This window comes from Klebsiella sp. GW_Kp182 (assembly GCF_040062275.1).
Classification (GTDB): Bacteria; Pseudomonadota; Gammaproteobacteria; order Enterobacterales; family Enterobacteriaceae; genus Klebsiella; species Klebsiella michiganensis.
In genome coordinates this window covers 28,616-51,198 of sequence record NZ_JBEAFQ010000054.1, presented here as the reverse complement: position 1 = coordinate 51,198, position 22,583 = coordinate 28,616, and the positions used below count along the sequence as shown (strand labels likewise).

Here is a 22,583-nt window from a genome sequence, read left to right as displayed (position 1 = left end):
AAAGCCGGGTTCGCCTCGCGGCGACCCGGCTCGTTTTAGGCTGACAAGCAGCTTATACCACCATCCCCAGCAGCAGACAGCCTACCAGGCCGCACACTGAGATAATGGTTTCCAGCACCGACCACGACTTAATGGTCTCGCCGATGGTCAGGTTGAAGTATTCCTTAAACAGCCAGAAGCCCGGGTCGTTAACGTGGGAGAAGATAACGCTGCCGGAGCCAACGGCGATCACCATCAGTTCCGGGCTCACGCCGGTGGTGGCGATCAGCGGCGCGGCGATACCGCCCGCGGTGATCGCCGCAACGGTGGCGGAACCCAGCGCGATACGCAGTACCGCAGCAATCGACCATGCCATAAACAGCGGGGACATATTGGATTCATGCATGATAGAAGCAATGTATTTATCCATGCCGCTATCGACCAGCACCTGCTTGAAGGCGCCGCCGCCGCCGATGATCAGCAGCATCATGGCGATAATTTTGATCGAGGAGGTCAGCGTATCGTTAATCTGCTCCATGGAACGACCGCGGTTAAGACCGAAGGTGAACATGGCGATCAGTACCGCGATCAGCGTGGCCATGACCGGGTCGCCGAAGAATTCCGCGATCGGCAGGAAGGCATGACCTTTCGGCAGAACCATTTCGGCCACGGCGCGCATAGCCATCAGAATAACCGGTACCAGAGAGGTCCAGACGCTGACGCCGAAGCCCGGCATCTCTTCCTCAGTGAACGTTTTCGGGTTATGCAGGCCTTCCGGAATCGGCTTATCGATACCTTTCAGGAAGCGTGCGTAAACCGGCCCCGCGAGGATAACCGTCGGGATCGCCAGAATCGTACCGAACAGCAGGGTTTTACCCATGTCGGCATGGAAAATAGTGGCAATGGCCGTCGGGCCCGGGTGCGGAGGCAGGAAGCCGTGCGTGACGGAGAGCGCGGCCGCCATCGGGACGCCGATATAGAGCAGCGGGATACCGGCGGATGCGGCGATGGTAAAGACCAGCGGCAGCATCAGTACGAAGCCCACTTCATAGAACAGGGCGAAGCCGACGGTAAAGCCGGTGAGCACAACCGCCCATTGAATATGTTGTTTACCAAATTTGGCAATCAGCGTGGTGGCGATACGCTGCGCGCCGCCGCAGTCCGCCAGCATTTTACCGAGCATCGCGCCGAAGCCCATGATCAGCGCGAGGCTGCCGAGGGTTCCCCCAACGCCGTTTTTGATGGAGACGATAACTTTATCCAGAGGCATACCCTGCATGAGCCCGACGGCAAGTGCCACCAGAACCAGAGCGATAAACCCGTTCAGCTTGAAACGGATCATCAGCAACAATAACAGGGCAACCCCGATAGCAACGATGACTAATGGCATGATTTACCTGGCCTTAATTTGTTATGGGTAACGTCATAGTTTCAACATTGACTTCATCCGTTCCGACCGGAACAAAAAATGTCTGACGCCGTAGAAGCTGGCTTTATCCTTACCCAGAGAAAGGATAGCTGGCTATTTTTTTATCTGTGGCGCCTGAAGCGAATGATACGGGTAACATATGAAGTTTGAGAATCACCTGGGCGGTGAAAATTTCAAATATGAGACTTAAGTCATACTCTTTCCCGGGTTTCTGCCGGGTCGCTTAGCGGGAAATGTTGCGCGGTAACATGAAGAGAGTCGCCCGGCCGCGAAAAGGCAGCCGGGCGGGGAAATCAGTAGTAGGAGTGCTCGCCGCGCTGGTGTTCAGTCAGATCGCGTACGCCTTTCAGTTCCGGGAACTCGTTCAGCATCTGCTTCTCGATCCCCTCTTTCAGCGTCACGTCAACCATCGAACAGCCGTTGCAGCCGCCGCCGAATTGCAGAATCGCCAGGCCATCGTCGGTGATTTCCATCAACGTGACGCGCCCGCCGTGGCCGGCCAGCTGCGGGTTAATCTGCGACTGCAGCAGGTACTCAACGCGCTCCATGAGCGGGGCATCGTCGGACACTTTGCGCATCTTGGCGTTTGGCGCTTTCAGCGTCAGCTGGGAGCCCAGCTGGTCGGTAACAAAATCGATTTCAGCGTCTTCCAGGTACGGCGCGCTAAGCTCATCGACGTAGGCGGTGAGTTGCTCAAACTTCAGCGCGGTATCGGAATCTTCCACCGCATCCGGTGGGCAGTAGGACACGCCGCACTCGGCGTTAGGGGTGCCGGGATTGATCACAAATACGCGAATTTGTGTCCCTTCTTCCTGATTTGCCAGCAGTTTGGCAAAGTGCGCTTGTGCAGCATCGGAAATACGGATCATAGCGTTGGCCTAATAGTTGACTATTTTACTGGGTTATTATACGCCCATCAGCAGGGGTCTACAAGGTACGGCATATACACCATACCTGAACCGTCGCGGCGCCGTTTCGCAAAAGCAGGCGGGATATCTCGGCGACGGTGCTTCCGGTTGTGACGACATCATCCACAATGGCGATATGGTGGCCCTGGAGCGACAATTCAAGCTGGAAGGCGTTTTTCAGGTTCCGTTTGCGCAATCTGGCGCTGAGCTGATGCTGGGTGGCGGTGCGGCGCCGGCGGGTTAGCGCATCGCTGCGCCAGGCGCAGTCCAGCCAGCGGGAGAGCGGTCGGCACAGCAGATCGCTCTGATTAAATCCCCTCTTCCACTGACGACGCTGCCAGAGCGGCACGCTAATTATCCGGTCCGGGCGGGGAAGATCCCGACGCTGGCGAATGCGCAACAGCAGCAGACGCGCCAGCGCCGGGGCCAGCTCGGGCCGCTTATTGAATTTCAGTTGGTGAATCAGGCCGCTCAGCGGCGGTCGATAGTCATTCACCGTCACCAGCCGCTGCCACGGCGGCGGTTTTTGCAGGCAGCGCCCGCAGGGCAGCGTGCTTGATTGGGCCGGCAGGCCGCACTGCGGGCACAACGGTTCAGACGCCAGCAGCGCCGACGCGCATCGCGAGCAGATCCCCCAGCTGGCGATGGCCAGCGGCATTTGGCATAGCCAGCATAAGCTGTGTGCTGTTAGCATATTTCCCCCTCGTATTGGTGGAAAGAGAACAGTAACTGATGAAAACGATCGCGTGGCAGACCACGGGCGAAGGAAATTGTCATCTTGTGCTGCTGCACGGATGGGGGCTGAATGCCAAAGTGTGGGATTGCATCACGCCGCAGCTGGCTTCGCATTTTACGCTGCACCTCGTCGACCTGCCTGGCTATGGCCGCAGCGGCGGCTTTGGCGCGATGTCGCTGGAAGAGATGGCCCAGCGGGTGCTGGAAAACGCGCCAGAGCGCGCTATCTGGCTGGGCTGGAGCCTCGGCGGGCTGGTGGCCAGCCAGGTCGCGTTATCCCATCCCGATCGCGTGCAGGCGCTGGTCACCGTGGCCTCTTCCCCCTGCTTTAGCGCTCACGACAGCTGGCCCGGCATTAAGCCCGACGTGCTGAGCGGGTTTCAGCAGCAGCTGAGCGAAGATTTTCAACGCACCGTCGAACGCTTTCTGGCGCTGCAAACCCTGGGTACCGAAAGCGCGCGTCAGGATGCGAGAGCGCTGAAGAGCACGGTGCTGTCGCTACCGATGCCGTCGCCGGACGTTTTAAACGGCGGGCTGGAGATCCTCAAAACCGCCGATTTACGCCAGCCGTTGACCGCCCTCGACATGCCTTTTTTGCGCCTGTACGGTCGGCTGGACGGTCTGGTACCGCGTAAAATCATTCCGCTTCTCGATGCGCTGTGGCCCAAAAGCACGTCGATTGTCTTCGATAAAGCCGCCCATGCGCCGTTCATTTCACATCCGCAGGCGTTTTGCGCTCCGCTGATCGAACTGAAGCGTGAGATCGATAAATTTTTTTAGCGGGACGTGGTAAAAACGCTGGGTGCAGCAATACTTAGGTTGTTGCGGGGGTTGACTATTTCACGCTGGCCCCGTGACCTAAAAAAAACAACCTAATGGAGAGTAGAGGCTATGAAACTTGTTACAGGAATTGTTGCATCTCTGGTGATTGGCTCCCTGTCCTTCGGCGCGTTCGCCGCCAAGGAAATTCAAAAAGACGAAGTGGCTAAGTTGAACCTGACCAAAATCGGTTCGATTACCACCTCCAGAACAACCTCTCCGATGGATGCAAAGCGCGATCTGTCGAAAAAAGCGGATGAGCTGGGCGGCACCTATTTTGTGGTGATTGCAGGCGAGAAGAACGAGAAAACGGTTCACGCTAACGCGGACGTCTACAAGTAAGCCAGAAAGCGGGTCTCAGGACCCGCTTGCGGTATATGCCGCAGTCGGTTTCCGGAGGCGGCGCGTTGCGCCTGTCCGGGCTACCCACCCCAGAACCGTACAAATCTGTGGTCGAATCTCCCGGGTCGCGGCGTAAAAGCCTTACCCGGGCTACCAAACCCAAAACCGCACAAACTCGTAGCCCGGATAAGGCGTTAGCCGCAATCCGGGAAACCTGCCTTCACAGCCCAATCAGCGCAGCGACCACCACTCCCGCAGGCAGGCTTTGCCTTCCGGGCAGCTTTTACAGCTGCCGGAGAGGCAGCCATCGGCATCTTCGGTCACTTTCACCGCTTTCCCCATCGCTTGCAGACGGCCCAGCATGGCGTCAATCAGCGGCTGCGGCGTATTCAGGCGGACGCTGAGCTGCTTTGCCTCCATCCTCCCCTGCAGGGCCAGCATATCGCGGACTTCAATTAATGACGCCATCATCGCTCCTTAGTGGCAATCGCCCGCCGGACTCTGGCAGCAGGTGGACGGCGTTTTGCGCGTCGCCAGCAGCGAGACGTCCACCCGGCTGCGCGCTCTGCGCAGCAGGCCAAAGACCACGATATTGAACAGCACCACCGCCAGAATGCACACCAGGCTATAGCGCGGATGCTGGCTAAAGCTGACGGTCTGGTAGTACAGCGTAGAGAGCGAGTAAGCGATATTCAGCCCCCACAGGACGGAGAACATCATCCAGCCGCGGCTCGACTCGCGGGCAATCGCCCCCATTACCGAGATGCAGGGAATATAGAGCAGGACAAAAATCAGGTAGCTGTACGCCGCAGCGGCGCTACCGAATTTGCTGCCCATGACGCCCATCGCGCCGGTTGCCATTTCGCCGTCGCCTTTACTGGCTTCGATAGGGTTGGCCAGCACGCTCAGGCTGAACGTATCTTTCAGGCTCTGCCAGGTCTCATCTACCGCGGCCAGCAGCTCGTCGCCGAGGCTAAACGTCTGCGGATTAAACGCTTCGTTCTGGATATCTTCGGCGGTGTAGAGGGTGTTCAGCGTCCCCACCACCACTTCCTTGGCCATCGCGCCGGTGAACAGCCCGACGGTCGCCTGCCAGTTATCCTCATGTACGCCAATCGGTTTAAATACCGGGGTAATCACCCGGCTGACCGACGCCAGCGCCGAGTCGTTGATGTTATCGACGATCTTACCGCTCAGCGAGAAGCTGTTCAGCGCGCTGAGGAAGATACTGACGATAACGATCACTTTACCCGCGCGCAGGACGAAGCCTTTCAGGCGCTGCCAGGTCTGGATAATCAGACTCTTCACGTGCGGAACGTGATACACCGGCAGCTCCATCACGAACGGCGACGCTTCGCCGCGCATAATGGTATGCTTCAGCATCAGTCCGGTCGCAATCGCCATCACGATCCCCAGTACGTACAGCGAGAAGACCGCCAGCGCGCCGTTCTGGCCGAAAAAGGCGGCGGCGAAGACGGCGAAAATCGCCAGCCGCGCGCCGCAGGACATAAACGGCGCCATCATAATGGTCATCAAACGTTCGCGCGGCGCATCAAGCGTACGCGCGCCCATCACCGACGGAACGTTGCAACCAAAACCGACGATTAACGGCACGAAGGATTTCCCCGGTAGCCCCAGCGCCTGCATCAGGCGGTCCATCACAAACGCCGCCCGCGCCATATAGCCAGAGTCTTCAAGGAAAGAGAGGAACAGGTACATCATGCCGATCTGCGGTACCAGCGGCAGTACGGTATTAATACCGCCGCCAATCCCCTGGGCGAGGAACACCGTCAGCCAGTCCGGGAAATGCAGGGTATAGCCAACCCACTGAATACCGTGGATAAAGATAGCCACGGAACCGGCATCAAAAATGGGCTGCAGCGCGCCGCCGATATTAATCGCCAGCAAGAACATCAGGTACATAACGAACAGGAAGACCGGCAGGCCGAGGAAGCGATTGAGGATCACTTTATCCATCGCCGCGGTAAAGCGGCTGGGCTCGGCGGTAAGGGTGTTACTGACCGCATCGCAAATGGCGGCAATGCTTTGGTAACGGGCATCGGCGATATGCAGCGCGGGGTCATCCATCTCTTCGCTCAGGTGCGCCAGGGACACGTCCAGCTTGTGGGCAGCGTCACCGGCGTAGGCGCGGCTGTAAATATCGCCTTCAAGCATCTGTAAACCCAGCCAGAGACGCTGGCGCTGCGGAATATCAGCGGCCATGGCCTGCGCCAGCTTGTCCGCCTCCCGCAGCAGCGGCTGCGGATAGTGCACCAGTTCAATAGCCTGGTTCTGCTGATGGCGATCGATCGCCATTTTTAAGGCCTCGATACCGCGCCCGCGGGTGGAAACCAGCGGGATCACCGGGCACCCGAGACGCGCGGCCAGCGCGTCGACATCAATGCGGATCTTCTGTTTTTCCGCGATATCGAGCATATTCAGCGCGACCACGCAGGGGATGCCAAGCTCCAGCAGCTGCAGCGTCAGATAGAGGTTACGTTCCAGATTGGACGCATCGACCACGTTAATCAGCATGTCGGCGTCGCCGCTGAGAATATAGTGGCAGGCAATCTGCTCATCCAGCGAGGTTTGCGAGGAGATGGTGGTCAGGGAATACGTGCCCGGAAGGTCTACCAGCGTGACCTGATGATCGGTGGTGTTGAAACCACCCTCTTTGCGTTCAACGGTCACTCCCGCCCAGTTACCGACGCGCTGGCGCGCGCCGGTGAGCTGATTGAACAGCGTGGTTTTACCGGAATTAGGATTACCAATTAAGCCAAGGGTTAATTTTTTCATATTCATACTCTTAGTGCCGGTCAGGCATTATTGTGCAACCGCTTCCAGCTCAATTAACGCAAGATCCTTTTTACGTAATACCAGGCTAACGCGTCGGGTTTCAATATGAATAGGGTCGCCGAGCGGCGCCACGCGAACCACATTGAAAGAAGAACCCGGCAGCATCCCGAGGGACAGCAGCTTCTGCCGATACGCCGGACTAATATCGCGGGAGAAACCGGTGATTTTCCACGCACTATCAGGTGTAAATTGCATAGGACCTACTTGTTTATCGCCAACTGAAAAGAGAGTTTTCCGTATGCGCCGGAGACGCGGCGCCAGGGACCGTAGCTAACGAAGAAGAAAAAATACTCAATGCAAATAATGATAATGAGAATAGTTTTTATCATCAATACATATAATGCGGCCGTTTCGCTTTTTAAAGAGAAAATTGAGCTTTTGTTGATATTGAGCAAACTCTTTTTTCTCGCCGTCGCGGAGGTGATGATTATTCTTAATGACTAAATGTTTAATTAAAGTTTCGATAGTTAACGAAATGAAAATAATAATATCGCCGCCCGTAATTCGCGCTTATTACGACGTTATAAGAAAATACTGATGCTTGTTTGCACAATATGGCGAATGCCGGAAGAAATGCGGCCCCTTAGCAAAAGGGGCCGGAAAGAATTAACGTTTTTTACCCATTGCCGCCGCCAGCGCATCCATCATCGCGCTGTTGCCCGCAGGCTGCGCCTCGCGACCGCGAGGTTTAGCGGCCTTCGCCGCCGGGCGGTTGCCCTGAGGACGATCGTTACCGCCGCCGCGGCGCGCATTGCTGTCGCCTGGCTGTTCGTCCAGACGCATCGTCAGCGCGATGCGCTTACGCGGCAGGTCGACTTCCATCACTTTCACCTTCACGATATCGCCCGCTTTGACCACCGTGTGCGGATCTTCAACGAACTTATTCGACAGGGAAGAGATATGCACCAGACCGTCCTGGTGAACGCCGATATCAACAAACGCGCCGAAGTTGGTGACGTTGGTCACCGCGCCTTCGAGGATCATCCCCGGCAGCAGGTCGTTCATGGTCTCTACGCCATCGGCGAACTGGGCGGTTTTAAACTCAGGGCGCGGGTCGCGGCCCGGCTTCTCCAGCTCTTTGATGATGTCGGTCACCGTCGGCACGCCGAATTTCTCATCGGTGAAATCAGCGGCTTTCAGATGACGCAGTTCACTGCTGTTGCCCATTAAATCTTTCAGCGCCTGCTGAGTCGCCGCCAGAATGCGCTCCACCACCGGATACGCTTCCGGGTGCACGGTTGAAGCGTCCAGCGGGTTGTCGCCGTGGTTGATACGCAGGAAGCCCGCGCACTGTTCAAAGGCCTTCGGCCCCAGACGGCTGACCTTTAGCAGCTGCTGGCGATTCTGGAACTGGCCGTTCTCATCGCGCCAGGAGACGATATTCTGCGCCATCATGCGGGTCAGACCGGCGACGCGGGTAAGCAGCGGGACGGAAGCGGTATTCAGATCGACGCCGACGGCGTTTACGCAGTCTTCCACCACCGCGTCCAGCTTACGCGCCAGCTGGGTCTGGCTGACATCGTGCTGATACTGGCCGACGCCAATGGATTTCGGATCGATTTTCACCAGCTCGGCCAGCGGGTCCTGGAGACGACGGGCGATAGAGACCGCGCCGCGCAGGGAAACGTCGAGATCCGGGAACTCCAGCGCCGCCAGCTCGGAGGCGGAGTACACGGACGCGCCCGCTTCGCTGACGATGACCTTCTGCGCGGTCACTTTCGGGAACTGCTTCTGCACGTCGAGGAAGAAGCGCTCGGTTTCACGCGAGGCGGTACCGTTGCCGATCGCCACCAGCTCAACGTTGTACTTTTCACACAGCGCGGCAACCGCCACCGCCGCTTTTGCGGCCTGGCCGGTATGCGGGTAAATGGTATCGGTAGCCACCAGCTTGCCGGTACCGTCAACGACGGCGACTTTGACGCCGGTGCGCAGGCCCGGATCGAGGCCCATGGTGGCGCGCAGCCCGGCCGGCGCGGCCATCAGCAGGTCGTGCAGGTTGCGGGCAAAGACGTTAATGGCTTCATCTTCCGCGCGTTCGCGCACGGTCCCCATCAGCTCGGTTTCGAGGTGCATCAGCACCTTGATACGCCACGTCCAGCTCACCACGCCCTTACGCCAGCCGTCCGCCGGTGCGTTATTCAGGCGCAGGCCGAGATGGTCGATAATGATTTGCTCGCCGTGGCTCTCTTTCGGCGGCTCGTCGAACTGCGGGTCGGCGTTTAAAGAGAGCTGCAGCACGCCTTCGTTGCGGCCGCGGAACATCGCCAGCGCGCGGTGCGACGGAACGGTGGAGATCGGTTCATGGTGATCGAAGTAGTCACGGAATTTCGCCCCTTCCTCTTCTTTACCGCTGACGACGGTCGCCACCAGGTGGGCGTTTTTCCACAGATAGTCGCGCACTTTCGCCAGCAGGCCCGCGTCTTCAGCAAAGCGCTCCATCAGGATATAGCGCGCGCCGTCGAGAGCGGCTTTTGTGTCCGCTACGCCGTTGTCGGCGTCGATATATTTAGCGGCTTCGGTTTCCGGGTCGTGAGAGGGTTCGTTCCACAGCAGATCGGCCAGCGGTTCCAGCCCGGCCTCAATGGCGATCTGCCCGCGCGTGCGGCGCTTCGGCTTGTACGGCAGATAGAGATCTTCGAGCTCGGTTTTACTCAACGTCCCGTTGATGGCTTTTTCCAGCGCCTCGGTCAGCTTGCCCTGCTCGCCGATGGACTTCAGGATCGCCTGACGACGGTCTTCAAGTTCACGCAGATAGCCCAGGCGGGTTTCCAGATTACGCAGCTGCGTGTCATCCAGACCGCCGGTGACTTCTTTACGATAGCGTGCGATAAACGGCACGGTATTCCCTTCATCAAGCAGGCGAACGGCAGCTTCTACCTGTTCAGCCCTGGCCTGAAGTTCACCCGCAATAATGCGGCAGAGCGAATCATTCATCATCGGTTTAATTCATCTTTAGGATCAAAAATCAGGGGGATAGTTATACGGACTGGCACGCTAAAATGCCAGCCGCGACCAAAGCCTCTCGGAATGTTCCGGACCTATTTGGCTTTGACGTATTCAATTTCGTTCACGTACCAGGCCGCCTCGCCCGCGGGGGTGTTCACGATAGCTAAATCACCGACCTCTTTTTTCAGCAGCGCGCGCGCCATTGGCGAATCAATGGAGATGTAGTCGTTGCGGCCAAAGATTTCATCGTAGCCGACAATCCGGAAGCGCTTCGTCTCGCCCGCATCGTTTTCAATCTCCACCCACGCGCCGAAAAAGACCTTACCCTCCTGCTGCGGCGAATAATCGACGATTTTCAGCTGCTCAAGGCACTTGGTCAGGTAGCGCACCCGGCGGTCGATTTCACGCAGGCGCTTTTTATTGTATTGGTAATCGGCGTTTTCACTGCGGTCGCCGAGGCTCGCCGCCCAGGTCACCTTTTTGGTGACTTCCGGACGTTCTTCGCGCCACAGGGTATCCATCTCTTTCTTCAGTTTTTCATACCCTTCACGGGTGATCAGCGGCGTTTTCATCGAAGGTTCCGGCTCCTGATTACAGATCTTTGTGCAATGCTGCGCACAATTCGTCGCACGTCATCATACCAACAGGATAAATAATGTGTCTTATGCTTAAATGTATACTTAAGCTGCTGTTAAATATGCTTTGTAACAATTTAGCCTGGAATATATACCAGATTTCGCTGGTGGGCGACCCGGGCTTTTTTGAGAATACGTACTGACAATTGCAGTGAACCTTTGGGAGTATAAACAATGCAAGAGAATTATAAGATTCTGGTTGTCGATGACGACATGCGCCTGCGTGCGCTACTCGAACGTTATCTGACCGAGCAGGGCTTCCAGGTTCGTAGCGTGGCGAACGCTGAACAGATGGATCGCCTGCTGACCCGTGAATCCTTCCACCTGATGGTGCTGGATCTGATGCTGCCGGGCGAAGATGGCCTGTCCATTTGCCGCCGCCTGCGCAGCCAGAGCAACCCGATGCCGATCATTATGGTCACGGCGAAAGGGGAAGAAGTTGACCGTATCGTGGGCCTGGAAATCGGCGCCGACGACTACATCCCAAAACCGTTCAACCCGCGCGAGCTGCTGGCCCGTATCCGCGCCGTACTGCGCCGTCAGGCTAACGAACTGCCGGGCGCGCCTTCGCAGGAAGAAGCGGTTATCGCCTTTGGTAAGTTCAAGCTGAACCTCGGCACCCGCGAGATGTTCCGCGAAGATGAGCCTATGCCGCTGACCAGCGGTGAATTCGCGGTACTGAAAGCGCTGGTGAGCCATCCGCGCGAACCATTATCCCGCGATAAGCTGATGAACCTCGCTCGCGGCCGTGAATATTCGGCCATGGAGCGCTCCATCGACGTACAAATCTCCCGCCTGCGCCGCATGGTGGAAGAAGATCCGGCGCATCCGCGCTATATCCAGACCGTTTGGGGCCTGGGCTACGTTTTCGTCCCGGACGGCTCTAAGGCATGAAACGCGTGCGCTTTTCGCCGCGAAGCTCGTTTGCCCGCACCCTGTTACTGATCGTCACCCTGCTGTTCGCCAGCCTGGTGACGACCTATTTAGTGGTGCTGAATTTCGCGATCCTGCCCAGTCTTCAGCAGTTTAATAAGGTTCTGGCCTACGAAGTGCGTATGCTGATGACCGATAAACTCCAGCTGGAAGACGGCACTCAGCTGGTGGTGCCGCCGGCGTTTCGCCGCGAGATTTACCGCGAGCTGGGCATTTCGCTCTATTCCAACGAAGCGGCGGAAGACGCAGGCCTGCGCTGGGCGCAGCATTATGAATTCTTAAGTCAGCAGATGGCGCACCAGCTCGGCGGGCCAACCGAAGTGCGGGTCGAGGTAAACAAAAGCTCCCCCGTGGTGTGGCTGAAAACCTGGCTTTCTCCCAATATCTGGGTGCGCGTACCGCTGACCGAAATCCACCAGGGCGACTTCTCGCCGCTGTTCCGCTACACCCTGGCCATCATGCTGCTGGCGATTGGCGGCGCCTGGCTCTTTATTCGTATTCAGAACCGACCGCTGGTCGACCTGGAGCACGCGGCGCTTCAGGTCGGGCGAGGGATTATTCCCCCGCCGCTGCGCGAATACGGCGCATCGGAAGTGCGATCGGTGACCCGCGCCTTTAACCACATGGCGGCTGGCGTGAAGCAGCTGGCGGATGACCGCACGCTGCTGATGGCCGGGGTGAGCCATGATTTACGCACTCCCCTTACGCGTATCCGCCTGGCGACGGAGATGATGGGCGAAGAGGACGGCTACCTCGCCGAGTCGATTAATAAAGATATTGAAGAGTGTAACGCCATTATCGAGCAGTTTATCGACTACCTGCGCACCGGCCAGGAGATGCCGATGGAGCTGACGGACCTTAACGCGGTGCTGGGGGAAGTGATTGCGGCGGAGAGCGGCTACGAGCGAGAAATCGCCACCGACCTGCAGCCGGGCGAGATCCCGCTGCGCGTGCATCCGCTCTCCATCAAGCGCGCGCTGGCGAATATGGTGGTCAACGCCGCCCGCTACGGCAACGGCTGGATTAAAGTCAGCAGCGGCAGCGAGGGGAACCGGGCCTGGTTCCAGGTGGAAGATGACGGTCCGGGAATTAAACCGGAGCAGCGTGAGCATTTGTTCCAGCCGTTCGTGCGCGGCGATAGCGCCCGTACGATTAGCGGGACCGGCCTCGGCCTGGCTATCGTTCAGCGCATTATCGATAACCATAACGGTAAGCTGGAACTTGGCTCCAGCGAACGCGGCGGATTATTAATTCGCGCCTGGCTGCCGGTGCCGATGCAGCGCGCCCTGCCCGCGATAAAGCCCGCCAAAGAGAGCTAGTTCTGCCGGTACGCCCGCATTAAAACGCCCGGCGGCGCCACGCTGTACGCCGCCGCATTGCCCTTATATCCCGGAGAGGTGCGCCAGCACCGCCTCCGGACTGCACCAGGTTTAATGCGCTTTATTCGCCATCGCATATGCCGCTGGCAAATTCAGCCGCTGCCAGAACTGCTGCGCGTCGTTATCACCGGAAAGCGGATACCCTGCGGGCAACGCCGTTTTGACCATCAGCGCCCGACGCTGCGCGGCGGACAGATTCGGCAGCGCAGCCTCCAGCAGCACTTCAGCCCCTTGCGGCACCTTCAGGCTCTGTTTTTCGCCCTTCTGCTGCGGCAGATCGTAGGTCATGGTAAAGCGATAAAACGCGACCATCGCCGGGTCGCGATACGGATCGTCTTTCGCAGGCACTTTCGCGCACTCCGCCAGCGTCGTGCCGCACTCTTTCTCCAGCGCGGTACGCAGCTGGTCGCGGGCCTCATTAAACAGCCCGCGATACTTCGCGTCATTCAGGTAGTGGGCGACATTGCGCTGTGCCACCATCCGCGAACCCATCACGTCCAGCGGATAGTGCACGCCCAGCACGATGCGCGAATAGCCATAGCGGGCGCCGCGCGTCACCAGCGCGTCGAAGCGCTCCGGGATCATCTCCGCCATCAGCAGAGCGTCGGTATAGCCGGTGTTGGTGTGCCCGCTCGGAAACGAGCCGCCGTCGGCGGTATAGGGCTTATTGTCCTTAACCACCACATCGTCCGGCACCAGATGGATGGTATTGCCCTGAATCAGGAACGGGCGCGGGTTATTGAAGTGCTTTTTCGCCGCCCCGGTACTCACTTCCGAAGCTTTGATCAGCGCCGCCTTACCAAGCTCGCCTTTGTCGTAGGCGGCGAGGAACGCTTTGCCGAGGCGCGGCCCCAGCGCATCGCTGAGGAAATAGAGATAGCTGATGCCTTCGGCATCCGCCAGCGCCTGGTGGCGAGCGCTCTGTGCGGCATCGCGGTTAATGGCGGTGACGGTCGCCAGGTTTTGCTGTATGACCGCCTTCGGCAGCGCGCTGAACGCTGAGAGCAGCTCGATTCCCGCCTGCTGGTTGGCTTTTGTCTGGAAGTCATAACCGCTGGCCTTCAGCCACGCGGTATCCGCCTGAGTTTTATTCTGTCTGGCGTGTTCAAGCTGGTCGCGAGTCAGGGTTGCCGCATCGCCCTTCAGCGCGTTGCGCAGCTGCGACAGGCTTTGGCTCTCCAGCGCGTCAAACCCCGGACTGGCGGCGGCTGGCGTCACGCCGTTGGCGATTGCCGCCGCCTGATTCAAAGGAACCTCTTTCGCCAATGCCGGCAGCGCCAGCATGAGCGCCGATGCGAGAAGCGTGATGTGCAGTTTCATTATTTTCCTTTTATACCCTAAATAATTCGAGTTGCTTAAAGGCGGCAAGGGAGTGAGTCCCCGGGAGCATAGATAACTATGTGACTGGGGTGAACGACAAATCTGCCGGGAGCAGATTTGAACGTCGCTTGCGACGGCCCGTGAGGGCGAGGCCCATGGATGGGCCGAGTAATCCGTAGCCAACACATAAGCAGCTTGAAGTATGACGGGTAAATTCAAACCATTACCTTGCCTTTACGTGACGCTAGCCCTTCTGTTTGACGCTTTTATGACACGGTTATGTTTTGCAACGCTTTAAGCGGAATGGAAACAGCGCGGCGGTAATCCAGGCCGATCTGCGGTAAACTATCGGTCATCTTGTCTCAATCCCGGAATCACCGTATCCATGCTCAGTTATCGTCATAGCTTTCACGCAGGCAACCACGCCGACGTTCTTAAACACACCGTTCAGAGCCTGATCATTGAATCGCTCAAAGAGAAAGAAAAACCGTTTCTCTATCTGGACACCCACGCCGGCTCAGGCCGCTATCAGCTGAGCAGCGAACACGCCGAGCGTACCGGTGAATATCTCGAAGGCATCGCCCGCATCTGGCAGCAGGATGACCTGCCCGCCGAGCTGGAGCCGTATATCTCCGTCGTTCAGCACTTCAACCGTAGCGGCCAGCTGCGCTACTACCCCGGCTCGCCGTTGATTGCCCGCCAGCTGCTGCGCGAGCAGGACAGCCTGCAGATGACCGAACTGCATCCCAGCGATTTTCCGCTGCTGCGCGCCGAGTTTCAGAAAGACGACCGCGCCCGGGTTGAAAAAACCGATGGCTATCAGCAGCTGAAGTCGAAGCTGCCGCCGGTTTCTCGTCGTGGACTGGTGCTGATCGACCCGCCTTACGAAATCAAAAGCGACTACCAGGCGGTCGTGACCGGTATTCATGAAGGCTACAAACGCTTTGCTACCGGCACCTACGCGCTGTGGTATCCGGTGGTGCTACGGGCGCAGATTAAGCGCATGATCAAAGAGTTAGAGGCCACCGGCATTCGCAAAATTCTGCAAATCGAGCTGGCGGTGCGTCCGGACAGCGACCAGCGCGGGATGACCGCCTCCGGGATGATCGTCATCAACCCGCCGTGGAAGCTGGAGCAGCAGATGAACAACGTTCTGCCGTGGCTGCATAAAAAGCTGGTGCCGACCGGCATCGGCCATACCACCGTCAGCTGGATCGTGCCTGAGTAATCGCAGTCATCGGTGGAAACTATTGATTTCAGGTATACAATCGCGCCAATCAGACATTAAGGATAAGACTCATGAGCAAGCATTATGACTATATCGCCATTGGCGGCGGCAGCGGCGGTATCGCCTCCATTAACCGTGCCGCTATGTACGGCCAGAAGTGCGCGCTGATTGAAGCCAAAGACCTGGGCGGTACCTGCGTGAACGTCGGCTGCGTGCCGAAAAAAGTCATGTGGCATGCGGCGCAGATCCGTGAAGCCATCCATCTGTATGGTCCGGATTACGGTTTTGATACCACTATCAATCACTTCGACTGGGACAAACTGGTCGCCAGCCGTAGCGCCTATATCGATCGTATCCACACCTCCTACGATAACGTGCTGGGCAAAAATAAGGTCGATGTGATTAAAGGCTTCGCCCGTTTTGTCGATGCGAAAACCATCGAAGTTAACGGCGAGACGATAACCGCCGATCATATTCTGATCGCCACCGGCGGCCGCCCGAGCCATCCGAATATCCCAGGCGTCGAATACGGCATTGATTCCGATGGTTTCTTCGAACTGCCGGCGCTGCCGAAACGCGTTGCAGTTGTCGGCGCGGGCTATATCGCCGTTGAGCTGGCGGGCGTGATTAACGGCCTGGGCGCGGAGACGCACCTGTTCGTGCGTAAACACGCGCCGCTGCGTAGCTTCGATCCGCTGATCGTGGAAACGCTGGTTGAGGTGATGAACGCCGAAGGCCCGCAGCTGCATACCCATGCCATTCCGAAATCGGTAGTGAAGAACGCCGACGGCAGCCTGACCCTGGAACTGGAAGATGGCCGCAGCCAGACCGTAGACTGCCTGATTTGGGCGATCGGTCGCGAACCGGCAACCGATAACTTTAACCTCGCCGCGACCGGAGTGGAAACCAACGATAAAGGCTATATCGTCGTCGATAAATTCCAGAACACCAACGTTCCGGGTATTTACGCCGTCGGCGATAATACCGGCGCCGTCGAGCTAACCCCGGTCGCCGTTGCCGCAGGCCGTCGTCTCTCCGAGCGTCTGTTTAACAACAAGCCGGACGAACATCTGGACTACAGCAATATCCCGACCGTGGTGTTCAGCCATCCGCCTATCGGCACCGTCGGCTTAACCGAGCCGCAGGCGCGCGAGCAGTACGGCGATGAAGCGGTGAAAGTGTATAAATCCTCTTTCACCGCCATGTATACCGCCGTGACCTCACACCGCCAGCCGTGCCGCATGAAGCTGGTCTGCGTCGGCCCGGAAGAGAAGATTGTCGGTATTCACGGTATCGGCTTCGGGATGGACGAGATGCTGCAGGGCTTCGCGGTGGCGCTGAAGATGGGCGCAACCAAGAAAGACTTCGACAATACCGTGGCGATCCACCCAACCGCCGCGGAAGAGTTTGTGACGATGCGGTAAGACGCACACCATGCCTGAAAAAGAAGCTCTCCGGAGCTTCTTTTTTTTCCTCTACGCCACGCCGTTATTCCCGTGACGCTTAAACGCCGGCCGCTGATTCAGCGCCATATACCAGCGCTCCACTTCCGCCATTTCAGGATGGGCGAACGGCGTCATTTTCCAGCGATGCACCGACAGGCCAAGGACAATATCCGCCAGCGTAAACTCTCTACCGGCGACCCATGCCCCGGTTTGCTGCAGCTGCGTATTGACGATCTGCACGCAGCGGGTCCAGGCGGCAATGCTCTCTTTGATAGCCGTCGGATCCTGAAAGCGCGGGTCCTTGCGTACCAGTCCCATAAAGGCATAGCGCCAGGCAGTATTAAATTCCGTCGCCTGCCAGTCCATCCAGTGCTCAACCTCGGCGGCAGCCCGCGGCGCCGTGGGGAGCAGGTCTTCCCGCCCGGCTTTGCGCGCCAGATAGCGGCAGATGCTGTTCGACTCCCATAACACAAAGTCGTCATCCCGCAGCACGGGCACCAGGCTGTTCGGATTAAGGGCGCGAAACTCCGGGGTCTCAATCGACTGAAACCCGCTACCGTAATCCTCCTGCTGATATTCAAGCCCCGCTTCTTCGCAGGTCCACAGCACTTTGCGCACGTTAATTGATGAGCGTTTGCCCAGTATTTTTAGCATTGTCAGCAATTCCTCAATCAAAAGAGATGGTTGTTTCACAATACTGCATCGGCGGCGCATGTACAGCCGGATAATGTGTATAGTGGATTGCACGATTTTTCTCCAGGACAGGTTACCCGACATGTTGACCTCTTTTAACGTTTTAACACCGGGCAATATCCGCTTTGGACGCGGCCTTGCTCGCAGCGCCGCCCCCTGGCTCGCCGCCCGCTCCGCACAGATACTGCTGATTCACGGCGCCAGCCTGCAGCGCGCGGCGTTCTTATTAAGCGAACTCCACGCTCACCAGCTGAACGTCACCACGCTGTCTGTCGCCCATGAACCCGACCTGCAGGATATTGAACGGGGCGTCCGTCTGGCGCGGGAAAAAGGCGTCGGCGCGGTGGTCAGCCTCGGCGGCGGCGCGGTGATAGATGCCGGCAAAGCGATTGCGGCGCTGGTTCCCGCGCAGGGGCCCGCGATCGAGTATCTGGAAGTGGTGGGTACCGGGCGCCTGTTAGAAGCCAATCCGCTGCCGTTCTTCGCCATCCCCACCACGGCCGGTACCGGGGCGGAAGTCACAAAGAACGCGGTGATCAACGTCCCCGAGCAGCTGCGCAAGGTCAGCCTGCGCGATGACCGCATGCTGCCGGACCTGGCGATTGTCGACCCGTCGCTCACCGACAACACCCCGCGCGCGGTGACCCTCGCTTCCGGCCTGGATGCCCTCACCCAGGTGATTGAGCCCTGGCTGTGCGCCCGGGCGAATCCTTTTACCGACGCTCTCTGCCGGGAGGCGATCCCGCGCGGCATCAAAGCGCTCAGAACGCTGATGGCCAAAGAGTGTCCGGATAGCCGCGATGAGATGGCATGGGTCAGCCTGTGCGGTGGGCTGGCGTTAGCCAACGCCGGTCTCGGCGTCATTCACGGTCTTGCGGGCCCATTAGGCGGTCTGAGCAACGCCCCCCACGGCGCGCTTTGCGGCAGCCTGCTTCCCTTCGGCCTGGCGCTCAATGAAACGCAAATTAGCGACGAACGCCTCCGCCAGCGTTTTGCCGACGTACGCCAGTGGCTGGCCGCCGGACTGGACGCCGATCCAAACAGCGCCTGGGAGAGCCTGCGCGAGTGGAGCCAGCGATCCGGTCTGGGCAATCTGCGCGAGCTCGGCGTCCCCCGCGAAGCGCTGGAACCCGCGGCCCTCGCCGCCAGCAGCTCATCCTCCATGAAGGCTAACCCGGTTATGCTGACCAGCGAGCAGCTGCTGGAAATGCTGGAGGCCGCGTGGGAGTAATGGCTTAATCGCTAAAGCGCCTGGAAATTTAGATTTTGTTGCAAAACGAAATCTCCGAATTTTTCGACGCAATACGAAGCGGTTAAAACGGTTTTAATGCGCCAGGTCAACGAGTTAAAGCAGAAACCCCGGGCAGACGGTTTAGAACAAAGCGTGATCTACCGCACACTTCTCTTTTCGTTTCCCGCTGCGAATGTCTAAGCTTAATAGACAGGTCGGGCGCGCCCGGCATCCTCTACTGACGCAATCCGGAGGTCCGTACCACTATGTTCAGCCAGAAATTACGCAACGTTGATGACGATGAGCTCAGGATCGAAATCGATCCGTGCTACGAAGCCGATCCGTATGAGTTAAAGCTGGATGAAATGTTCGACGCCGAACCCGAACCGGAGATCATAGAAGGGCTGCCCGCCTCGGATGCCCTGACCCCTGCCGATCGCTATCTGGAACTGTTCGCTCACGTCCAGAAGTCGCGAATTTTCGCCGATAGCAAAACCTTCCCCGACTGCGCGCCGAAGCAGGACCCGCTGGATATTTTGATTCACTACCGTCGCGTCCGGCGCACCCCCGGATTCGATCTCCGCCAGTTTGTTGAAGACCACTTCTGGCTGCCGGAAAACCGCGCCGAGGATTACGTCTCCGATCCCACGCGATCGTTAAAGGAGCATATTGATAATCTGTGGCCCGTCCTGACCCGCGAGCCGCAGGATCATATTCCCTGGTCATCGCTGCTGGCGCTGCCGCAGTCTTATATTGTGCCTGGCGGGCGGTTTAGCGAAACCTACTACTGGGATTCCTATTTCACCATGCTGGGGCTGGCGGAAAGCGGCCGCGAAGACCTGCTGAAATGCATGGCCGACAACTTCGCGTGGATGATTGAAATCTACGGCCATATTCCTAACGGCAACCGCACCTACTATCTCAGCCGCTCGCAGCCGCCGGTGTTTGCCCTGATGGTCGAACTGTTTGAAGAGGATGGGGTTCGCGGCGCCAAACGATACCTTGACCATCTGCGGATGGAGTACAGCTTCTGGATGGACGGCGCGGAATCGCTGATCCCCAATCAGGCCTACCGTCACGTGGTGCGGATGCCGGACGGCTCGCTGCTGAACCGCTACTGGGACGATCGCGATACGCCGCGCGATGAGTCATGGCGGGAAGATGTCGAAACGGCGAAGCACTCCGGGCGCCCGCCGAACGAGGTCTATCGCGACCTGCGCGCCGGGGCGGAGTCCGGCTGGGATTACTCCAGCCGCTGGCTGCGGGATATCACCCGGCTGGCGAGCATCCGTACCACCCAGTTTATTCCCATTGATTTGAACGCCTTCCTGTTCAAGCTGGAGAACACCATCGCCAACCTCTCCGGCCTGAAGGGCGACCGGGAAACAGAGGCCGCTTTTCGCCAGAAGGCCAGCGAGCGCAGGGCGGCGGTAACCCGCTATCTGTGGGATGACGAAAGCGGCTGTTTCCGCGATTACGACTGGCGCCGCGAGCAGCTGGCGCTGTTTTCCGCCGCCAGCCTCGTCGCGCTGTACGTCGGCATGGCGACCCATGAACAGGCCGACAGGCTCGCCGACGCGGTACGCGCCCGCCTGCTCACCCCCGGCGGTATTATGGCGACGGAATATCAAAGCGGTGAGCAGTGGGATAAGCCCAACGGCTGGGCGCCGCTGCAGTGGATGGCGGTACAGGGTTTTAAAATGTACGGCCAGGATCCGCTGGGCGATGAGATAGCCCAAAGCTGGCTGCAAACGGTGAATCATTTCTATAAACAGCACTATAAGCTGATTGAAAAGTACCATATCGCCAGCGCTACCCCCCATGAAGGCGGAGGCGGTGAATATCCGCTCCAGGATGGCTTTGGCTGGACGAATGGCGTGGTGCGCCGGCTTATCGGCCTGTACGGCGAACCGTTGTAAAAGCGGACTATTCCCGCGGTCGATGTCCTGCTATGTTCATGGCATCGACTTTCGCCGGAAGCCCAGCTATGCCTGAACTGGTTACCCCACGTCTGCGCTGCTCGCCGCTGCAGCTTGACGACTGGCCCTTTTTTCTCAGCTTACAGCAAGACCCCCAGGTGATGCTTTACGTCGCGGCTCCCCGCCCGGTAGCGGACATTCGCGACGCTTTTTATGCCCGGCTTCCCGCGTGGTCGCCGGGCGCGGCCCACTGGCTGTGCCTGGTAGTGCGCGACCGCTACACCCACGCTCCCCTGGGCCTCACCGGCTATCAGCATCACGCTCCCGATAGCGCTGAAGCGGGTTTTCTGTTCGCTCCCCGGGCGCAGGGCAAAGGTTACGGCTATGAGTCTCTGCGCGCGCTGTGCGATTACGCTTTCTCCGCCGGCGGCATCCGGCGGCTGACGGCAACCGTCACCGCGGGCAATCTGGCGTCAAAAAATCTGCTGCAAAAGGTCGGTTTTCACCAGGAAGGCGAGCTGCGCGACTGCTACTGGCTCAACGGTCGCTGGCACAACGATTGGCTGTTTGGCCTGCTGCGCCGCGATTACCACCAGCCTGGGCCATCTGGCGAATAGGGCGCGACGCGCTTTTCCTCTACACTGCAGGCCGACAACAGAGGAAGCGATAAATGTCCCCAACCATACCGCCGCTAAGCCTGCACGGGCTGGAGTTTATTAAGCGAATGCAGGGGTTAGCGCTCGCCCCCTATCGGGACGAAAGCGGCCTGCGCGTGATTGGCTACGGCCACGTTCTCAATGATTACGAATCGTTCCCTCACTTCACGCGCGAGATCGCGGAGACTCTGCTTATCGTCGATCTTCTGCAGTGCCAGCGCGAACTTAAGCGCAGGCTCCGGGTCACGCTTAATCAAGCGCAATATGATGCGCTGGTCTCTTTAGCCTTTAGCTGCGGGGCGACGTCTCCGGCGCTTGATACCGTCCTGACCCATCTTAACCATCAGCGGTTCGCTGACGCGCTGAGCGCATGGGAAAATATTCGCATCGGCCGCGAACAGCGGCGCGAAGAGTGCGCAAGATTCAAAACCAGAGCCGATTAAGTTTCGCTGACGCGATGAAAAACCATCGCCGCCTGGGTACGATTCTTCACATCCAGCCGACGGTACAGCGACTCAAGATGGGCCTTTACCGTGCCGGTGCTGATATTTAACGTCCGGCTAATCTGTTTATTAGAGTCACCGGCGGCCAGCAGCTGCAAAATCTCCCGCTGGCGCTGGCTCAAATGAACCCGTTTATTATCGCTCACCTCCGCCATTATTAATCCATCGTCCGGCAAGCAGGGAAGCCCCCGCCGGAGACGATTGATGGTCTGAGCGAAAGTGGGCAAACTTTCCTCGCGCTGCACGATGGCCCGCACATTATAAGACAGCGCGCGCTGTAGCCAGCCCTTATTATCGTCAGAAACGATTAGCAGGACCTGAGCGTGCGGAAAACGACGCTGTTTTTCCTCCAGCAGCCAACAGCAAAACTCACCGTGCATATCCCCGTCCAGCATGAGCAGCGCGTCAGGATGCGCCGTCAGCTTCTGCCAGAGCTGTTCAGCCTGACAGGTGCCAAAAATATCAATCTCTGGAATGTATTGCTGGAGGCCAATTTTCATTCCATGAATAAATATCGACTGCCTGTCAAACATGAGTATCTGCATGGGTTTCGCTCCAATAAATAAATGCCCGATGAAAAGGCAAACATCAGCCAAAATAAATAACAACTTGCCGTTTGGCCTGGGG

General features: G+C 58.2%; 21 protein-coding genes. 10 read left to right on the top strand and 11 right to left on the bottom strand.

What is annotated here, in order from left to right:
* Positions 1 to 52 precede the first annotated feature (52 nt).
* From gntT to gntX, 3 genes are all read right to left on the bottom strand, one after another.
* Positions 53 to 1,369, bottom strand: a complete 1,317-nt coding sequence (gene gntT / locus ABLU88_RS23175) for a gluconate transporter (RefSeq protein WP_004134706.1) — start codon at positions 1,367 to 1,369, stop codon at positions 53 to 55.
* A 332-nt stretch (positions 1,370 to 1,701) separates the two neighbouring features.
* A complete protein-coding gene (gene nfuA / locus ABLU88_RS23170) occupies positions 1,702 to 2,277 on the bottom strand; it encodes a Fe-S biogenesis protein NfuA (protein ID WP_004106660.1) in 576 nt (191 codons plus the stop codon).
* Positions 2,278 to 2,335: 58 nt separating this feature from the next.
* Positions 2,336 to 3,010, bottom strand: coding sequence for a DNA utilization protein GntX (gene gntX / locus ABLU88_RS23165; RefSeq protein ID WP_032694208.1), 675 nt, complete (start codon positions 3,008 to 3,010; stop codon positions 2,336 to 2,338).
* A 38-nt stretch (positions 3,011 to 3,048) separates the two neighbouring features.
* Here gntX and bioH point away from each other — a divergent pair, with 38 nt between their 5' ends.
* Positions 3,049 to 3,831 carry a pimeloyl-ACP methyl ester esterase BioH gene (gene bioH, locus ABLU88_RS23160; RefSeq protein ID WP_048263487.1) on the top strand — a complete coding sequence of 261 codons (783 nt, stop codon included), beginning with the start codon at positions 3,049 to 3,051 and terminating at the stop codon, positions 3,829 to 3,831.
* Positions 3,832 to 3,942: 111 nt separating this feature from the next.
* Entirely contained in the window at positions 3,943 to 4,212 is a 270-nt protein-coding gene (locus tag ABLU88_RS23155) for a YdgH/BhsA/McbA-like domain containing protein (protein ID WP_014227147.1), read from the top strand.
* A 231-nt stretch (positions 4,213 to 4,443) separates the two neighbouring features.
* Here the strand turns inward: ABLU88_RS23155 and feoC are convergent, their stop codons facing one another.
* The 5 genes from feoC to greB all read right to left on the bottom strand — a co-directional run bounded on the left by feoC (position 4,444) and on the right by greB (position 10,586).
* Complete coding sequence (feoC, locus tag ABLU88_RS23150; RefSeq protein WP_014227148.1) at positions 4,444 to 4,680, bottom strand: [Fe-S]-dependent transcriptional repressor FeoC; 237 nt, start codon at positions 4,678 to 4,680, stop codon at positions 4,444 to 4,446.
* Between the two features lie 9 nt (positions 4,681 to 4,689).
* A complete protein-coding gene (gene feoB / locus ABLU88_RS23145) occupies positions 4,690 to 7,008 on the bottom strand; it encodes a Fe(2+) transporter permease subunit FeoB (protein ID WP_025106824.1) in 2,319 nt (772 codons plus the stop codon).
* A gap of 27 nt (positions 7,009 to 7,035) precedes the next feature.
* A complete protein-coding gene (feoA, locus tag ABLU88_RS23140; RefSeq protein ID WP_004126281.1) occupies positions 7,036 to 7,263 on the bottom strand; it encodes a ferrous iron transporter A in 228 nt (75 codons plus the stop codon).
* Positions 7,264 to 7,674: 411 nt separating this feature from the next.
* Positions 7,675 to 10,005: a Tex family protein gene (locus ABLU88_RS23135; RefSeq protein ID WP_032751610.1), complete on the bottom strand. Its 2,331-nt coding sequence runs from the start codon at positions 10,003 to 10,005 to the stop codon at positions 7,675 to 7,677.
* 101 nt (positions 10,006 to 10,106) lie between these two features.
* Complete coding sequence (gene greB, locus ABLU88_RS23130) at positions 10,107 to 10,586, bottom strand: transcription elongation factor GreB (RefSeq protein ID WP_004106676.1); 480 nt, start codon at positions 10,584 to 10,586, stop codon at positions 10,107 to 10,109.
* 237 nt (positions 10,587 to 10,823) lie between these two features.
* Here greB and ompR point away from each other — a divergent pair, with 237 nt between their 5' ends.
* The gene (gene ompR / locus ABLU88_RS23125; protein ID WP_001157751.1) at positions 10,824 to 11,543 is read left to right on the top strand and encodes a two-component system response regulator OmpR; all 720 of its coding nucleotides are present in this window, start codon (positions 10,824 to 10,826) and stop codon (positions 11,541 to 11,543) included.
* On the top strand, positions 11,540 to 12,901 hold the full coding sequence (envZ, locus tag ABLU88_RS23120; RefSeq protein WP_004855221.1) for a two-component system sensor histidine kinase EnvZ: 1,362 nt from the start codon (positions 11,540 to 11,542) through the stop codon (positions 12,899 to 12,901). Before ompR ends, envZ begins: the two co-directional genes overlap by 4 nt.
* Before the next feature lie 111 nt (positions 12,902 to 13,012).
* On the opposite strand, the gene ABLU88_RS23115 is transcribed toward envZ, so the two are convergent.
* Complete coding sequence (locus tag ABLU88_RS23115) at positions 13,013 to 14,281, bottom strand: phosphatase PAP2 family protein (RefSeq protein ID WP_348838094.1); 1,269 nt, start codon at positions 14,279 to 14,281, stop codon at positions 13,013 to 13,015.
* Between the two features lie 385 nt (positions 14,282 to 14,666).
* Between ABLU88_RS23115 and ABLU88_RS23110 the strand changes: the two genes are divergently transcribed.
* Both ABLU88_RS23110 and gorA read left to right on the top strand, forming a co-directional pair.
* Positions 14,667 to 15,509, top strand: a complete 843-nt coding sequence (locus ABLU88_RS23110; RefSeq protein WP_348838092.1) for a 23S rRNA (adenine(2030)-N(6))-methyltransferase RlmJ — start codon at positions 14,667 to 14,669, stop codon at positions 15,507 to 15,509.
* A 71-nt stretch (positions 15,510 to 15,580) separates the two neighbouring features.
* Positions 15,581 to 16,933 (top strand): glutathione-disulfide reductase, encoded by a 1,353-nt coding sequence (gene gorA / locus ABLU88_RS23105; RefSeq protein ID WP_348838090.1) that lies wholly within the window; start codon positions 15,581 to 15,583, stop codon positions 16,931 to 16,933.
* A gap of 51 nt (positions 16,934 to 16,984) precedes the next feature.
* On the opposite strand, the gene ABLU88_RS23100 is transcribed toward gorA, so the two are convergent.
* On the bottom strand, positions 16,985 to 17,608 hold the full coding sequence (locus ABLU88_RS23100) for a glutathione S-transferase (protein WP_025106820.1): 624 nt from the start codon (positions 17,606 to 17,608) through the stop codon (positions 16,985 to 16,987).
* 121 nt (positions 17,609 to 17,729) lie between these two features.
* Here ABLU88_RS23100 and ABLU88_RS23095 point away from each other — a divergent pair, with 121 nt between their 5' ends.
* From ABLU88_RS23095 to ABLU88_RS23080, 4 genes are all read left to right on the top strand, one after another.
* The gene (locus tag ABLU88_RS23095; protein ID WP_348838088.1) at positions 17,730 to 18,878 is read left to right on the top strand and encodes an iron-containing alcohol dehydrogenase; all 1,149 of its coding nucleotides are present in this window, start codon (positions 17,730 to 17,732) and stop codon (positions 18,876 to 18,878) included.
* Positions 18,879 to 19,144: 266 nt separating this feature from the next.
* Complete coding sequence (locus tag ABLU88_RS23090) at positions 19,145 to 20,797, top strand: alpha,alpha-trehalase (protein ID WP_014227158.1); 1,653 nt, start codon at positions 19,145 to 19,147, stop codon at positions 20,795 to 20,797.
* Between the two features lie 68 nt (positions 20,798 to 20,865).
* Positions 20,866 to 21,414: a GNAT family protein gene (locus ABLU88_RS23085; RefSeq protein ID WP_046877721.1), complete on the top strand. Its 549-nt coding sequence runs from the start codon at positions 20,866 to 20,868 to the stop codon at positions 21,412 to 21,414.
* A 53-nt stretch (positions 21,415 to 21,467) separates the two neighbouring features.
* On the top strand, positions 21,468 to 21,896 hold the full coding sequence (locus ABLU88_RS23080) for a lysozyme (protein ID WP_348838085.1): 429 nt from the start codon (positions 21,468 to 21,470) through the stop codon (positions 21,894 to 21,896).
* Here ABLU88_RS23080 and ABLU88_RS23075 read toward each other — a convergent pair.
* A complete protein-coding gene (locus tag ABLU88_RS23075) occupies positions 21,893 to 22,501 on the bottom strand; it encodes a response regulator transcription factor (RefSeq protein ID WP_032751620.1) in 609 nt (202 codons plus the stop codon). The two genes, ABLU88_RS23080 and ABLU88_RS23075, sit on opposite strands and share 4 nt — an antisense overlap.
* Between the last annotated feature and the right edge of the window lie 82 nt (positions 22,502 to 22,583).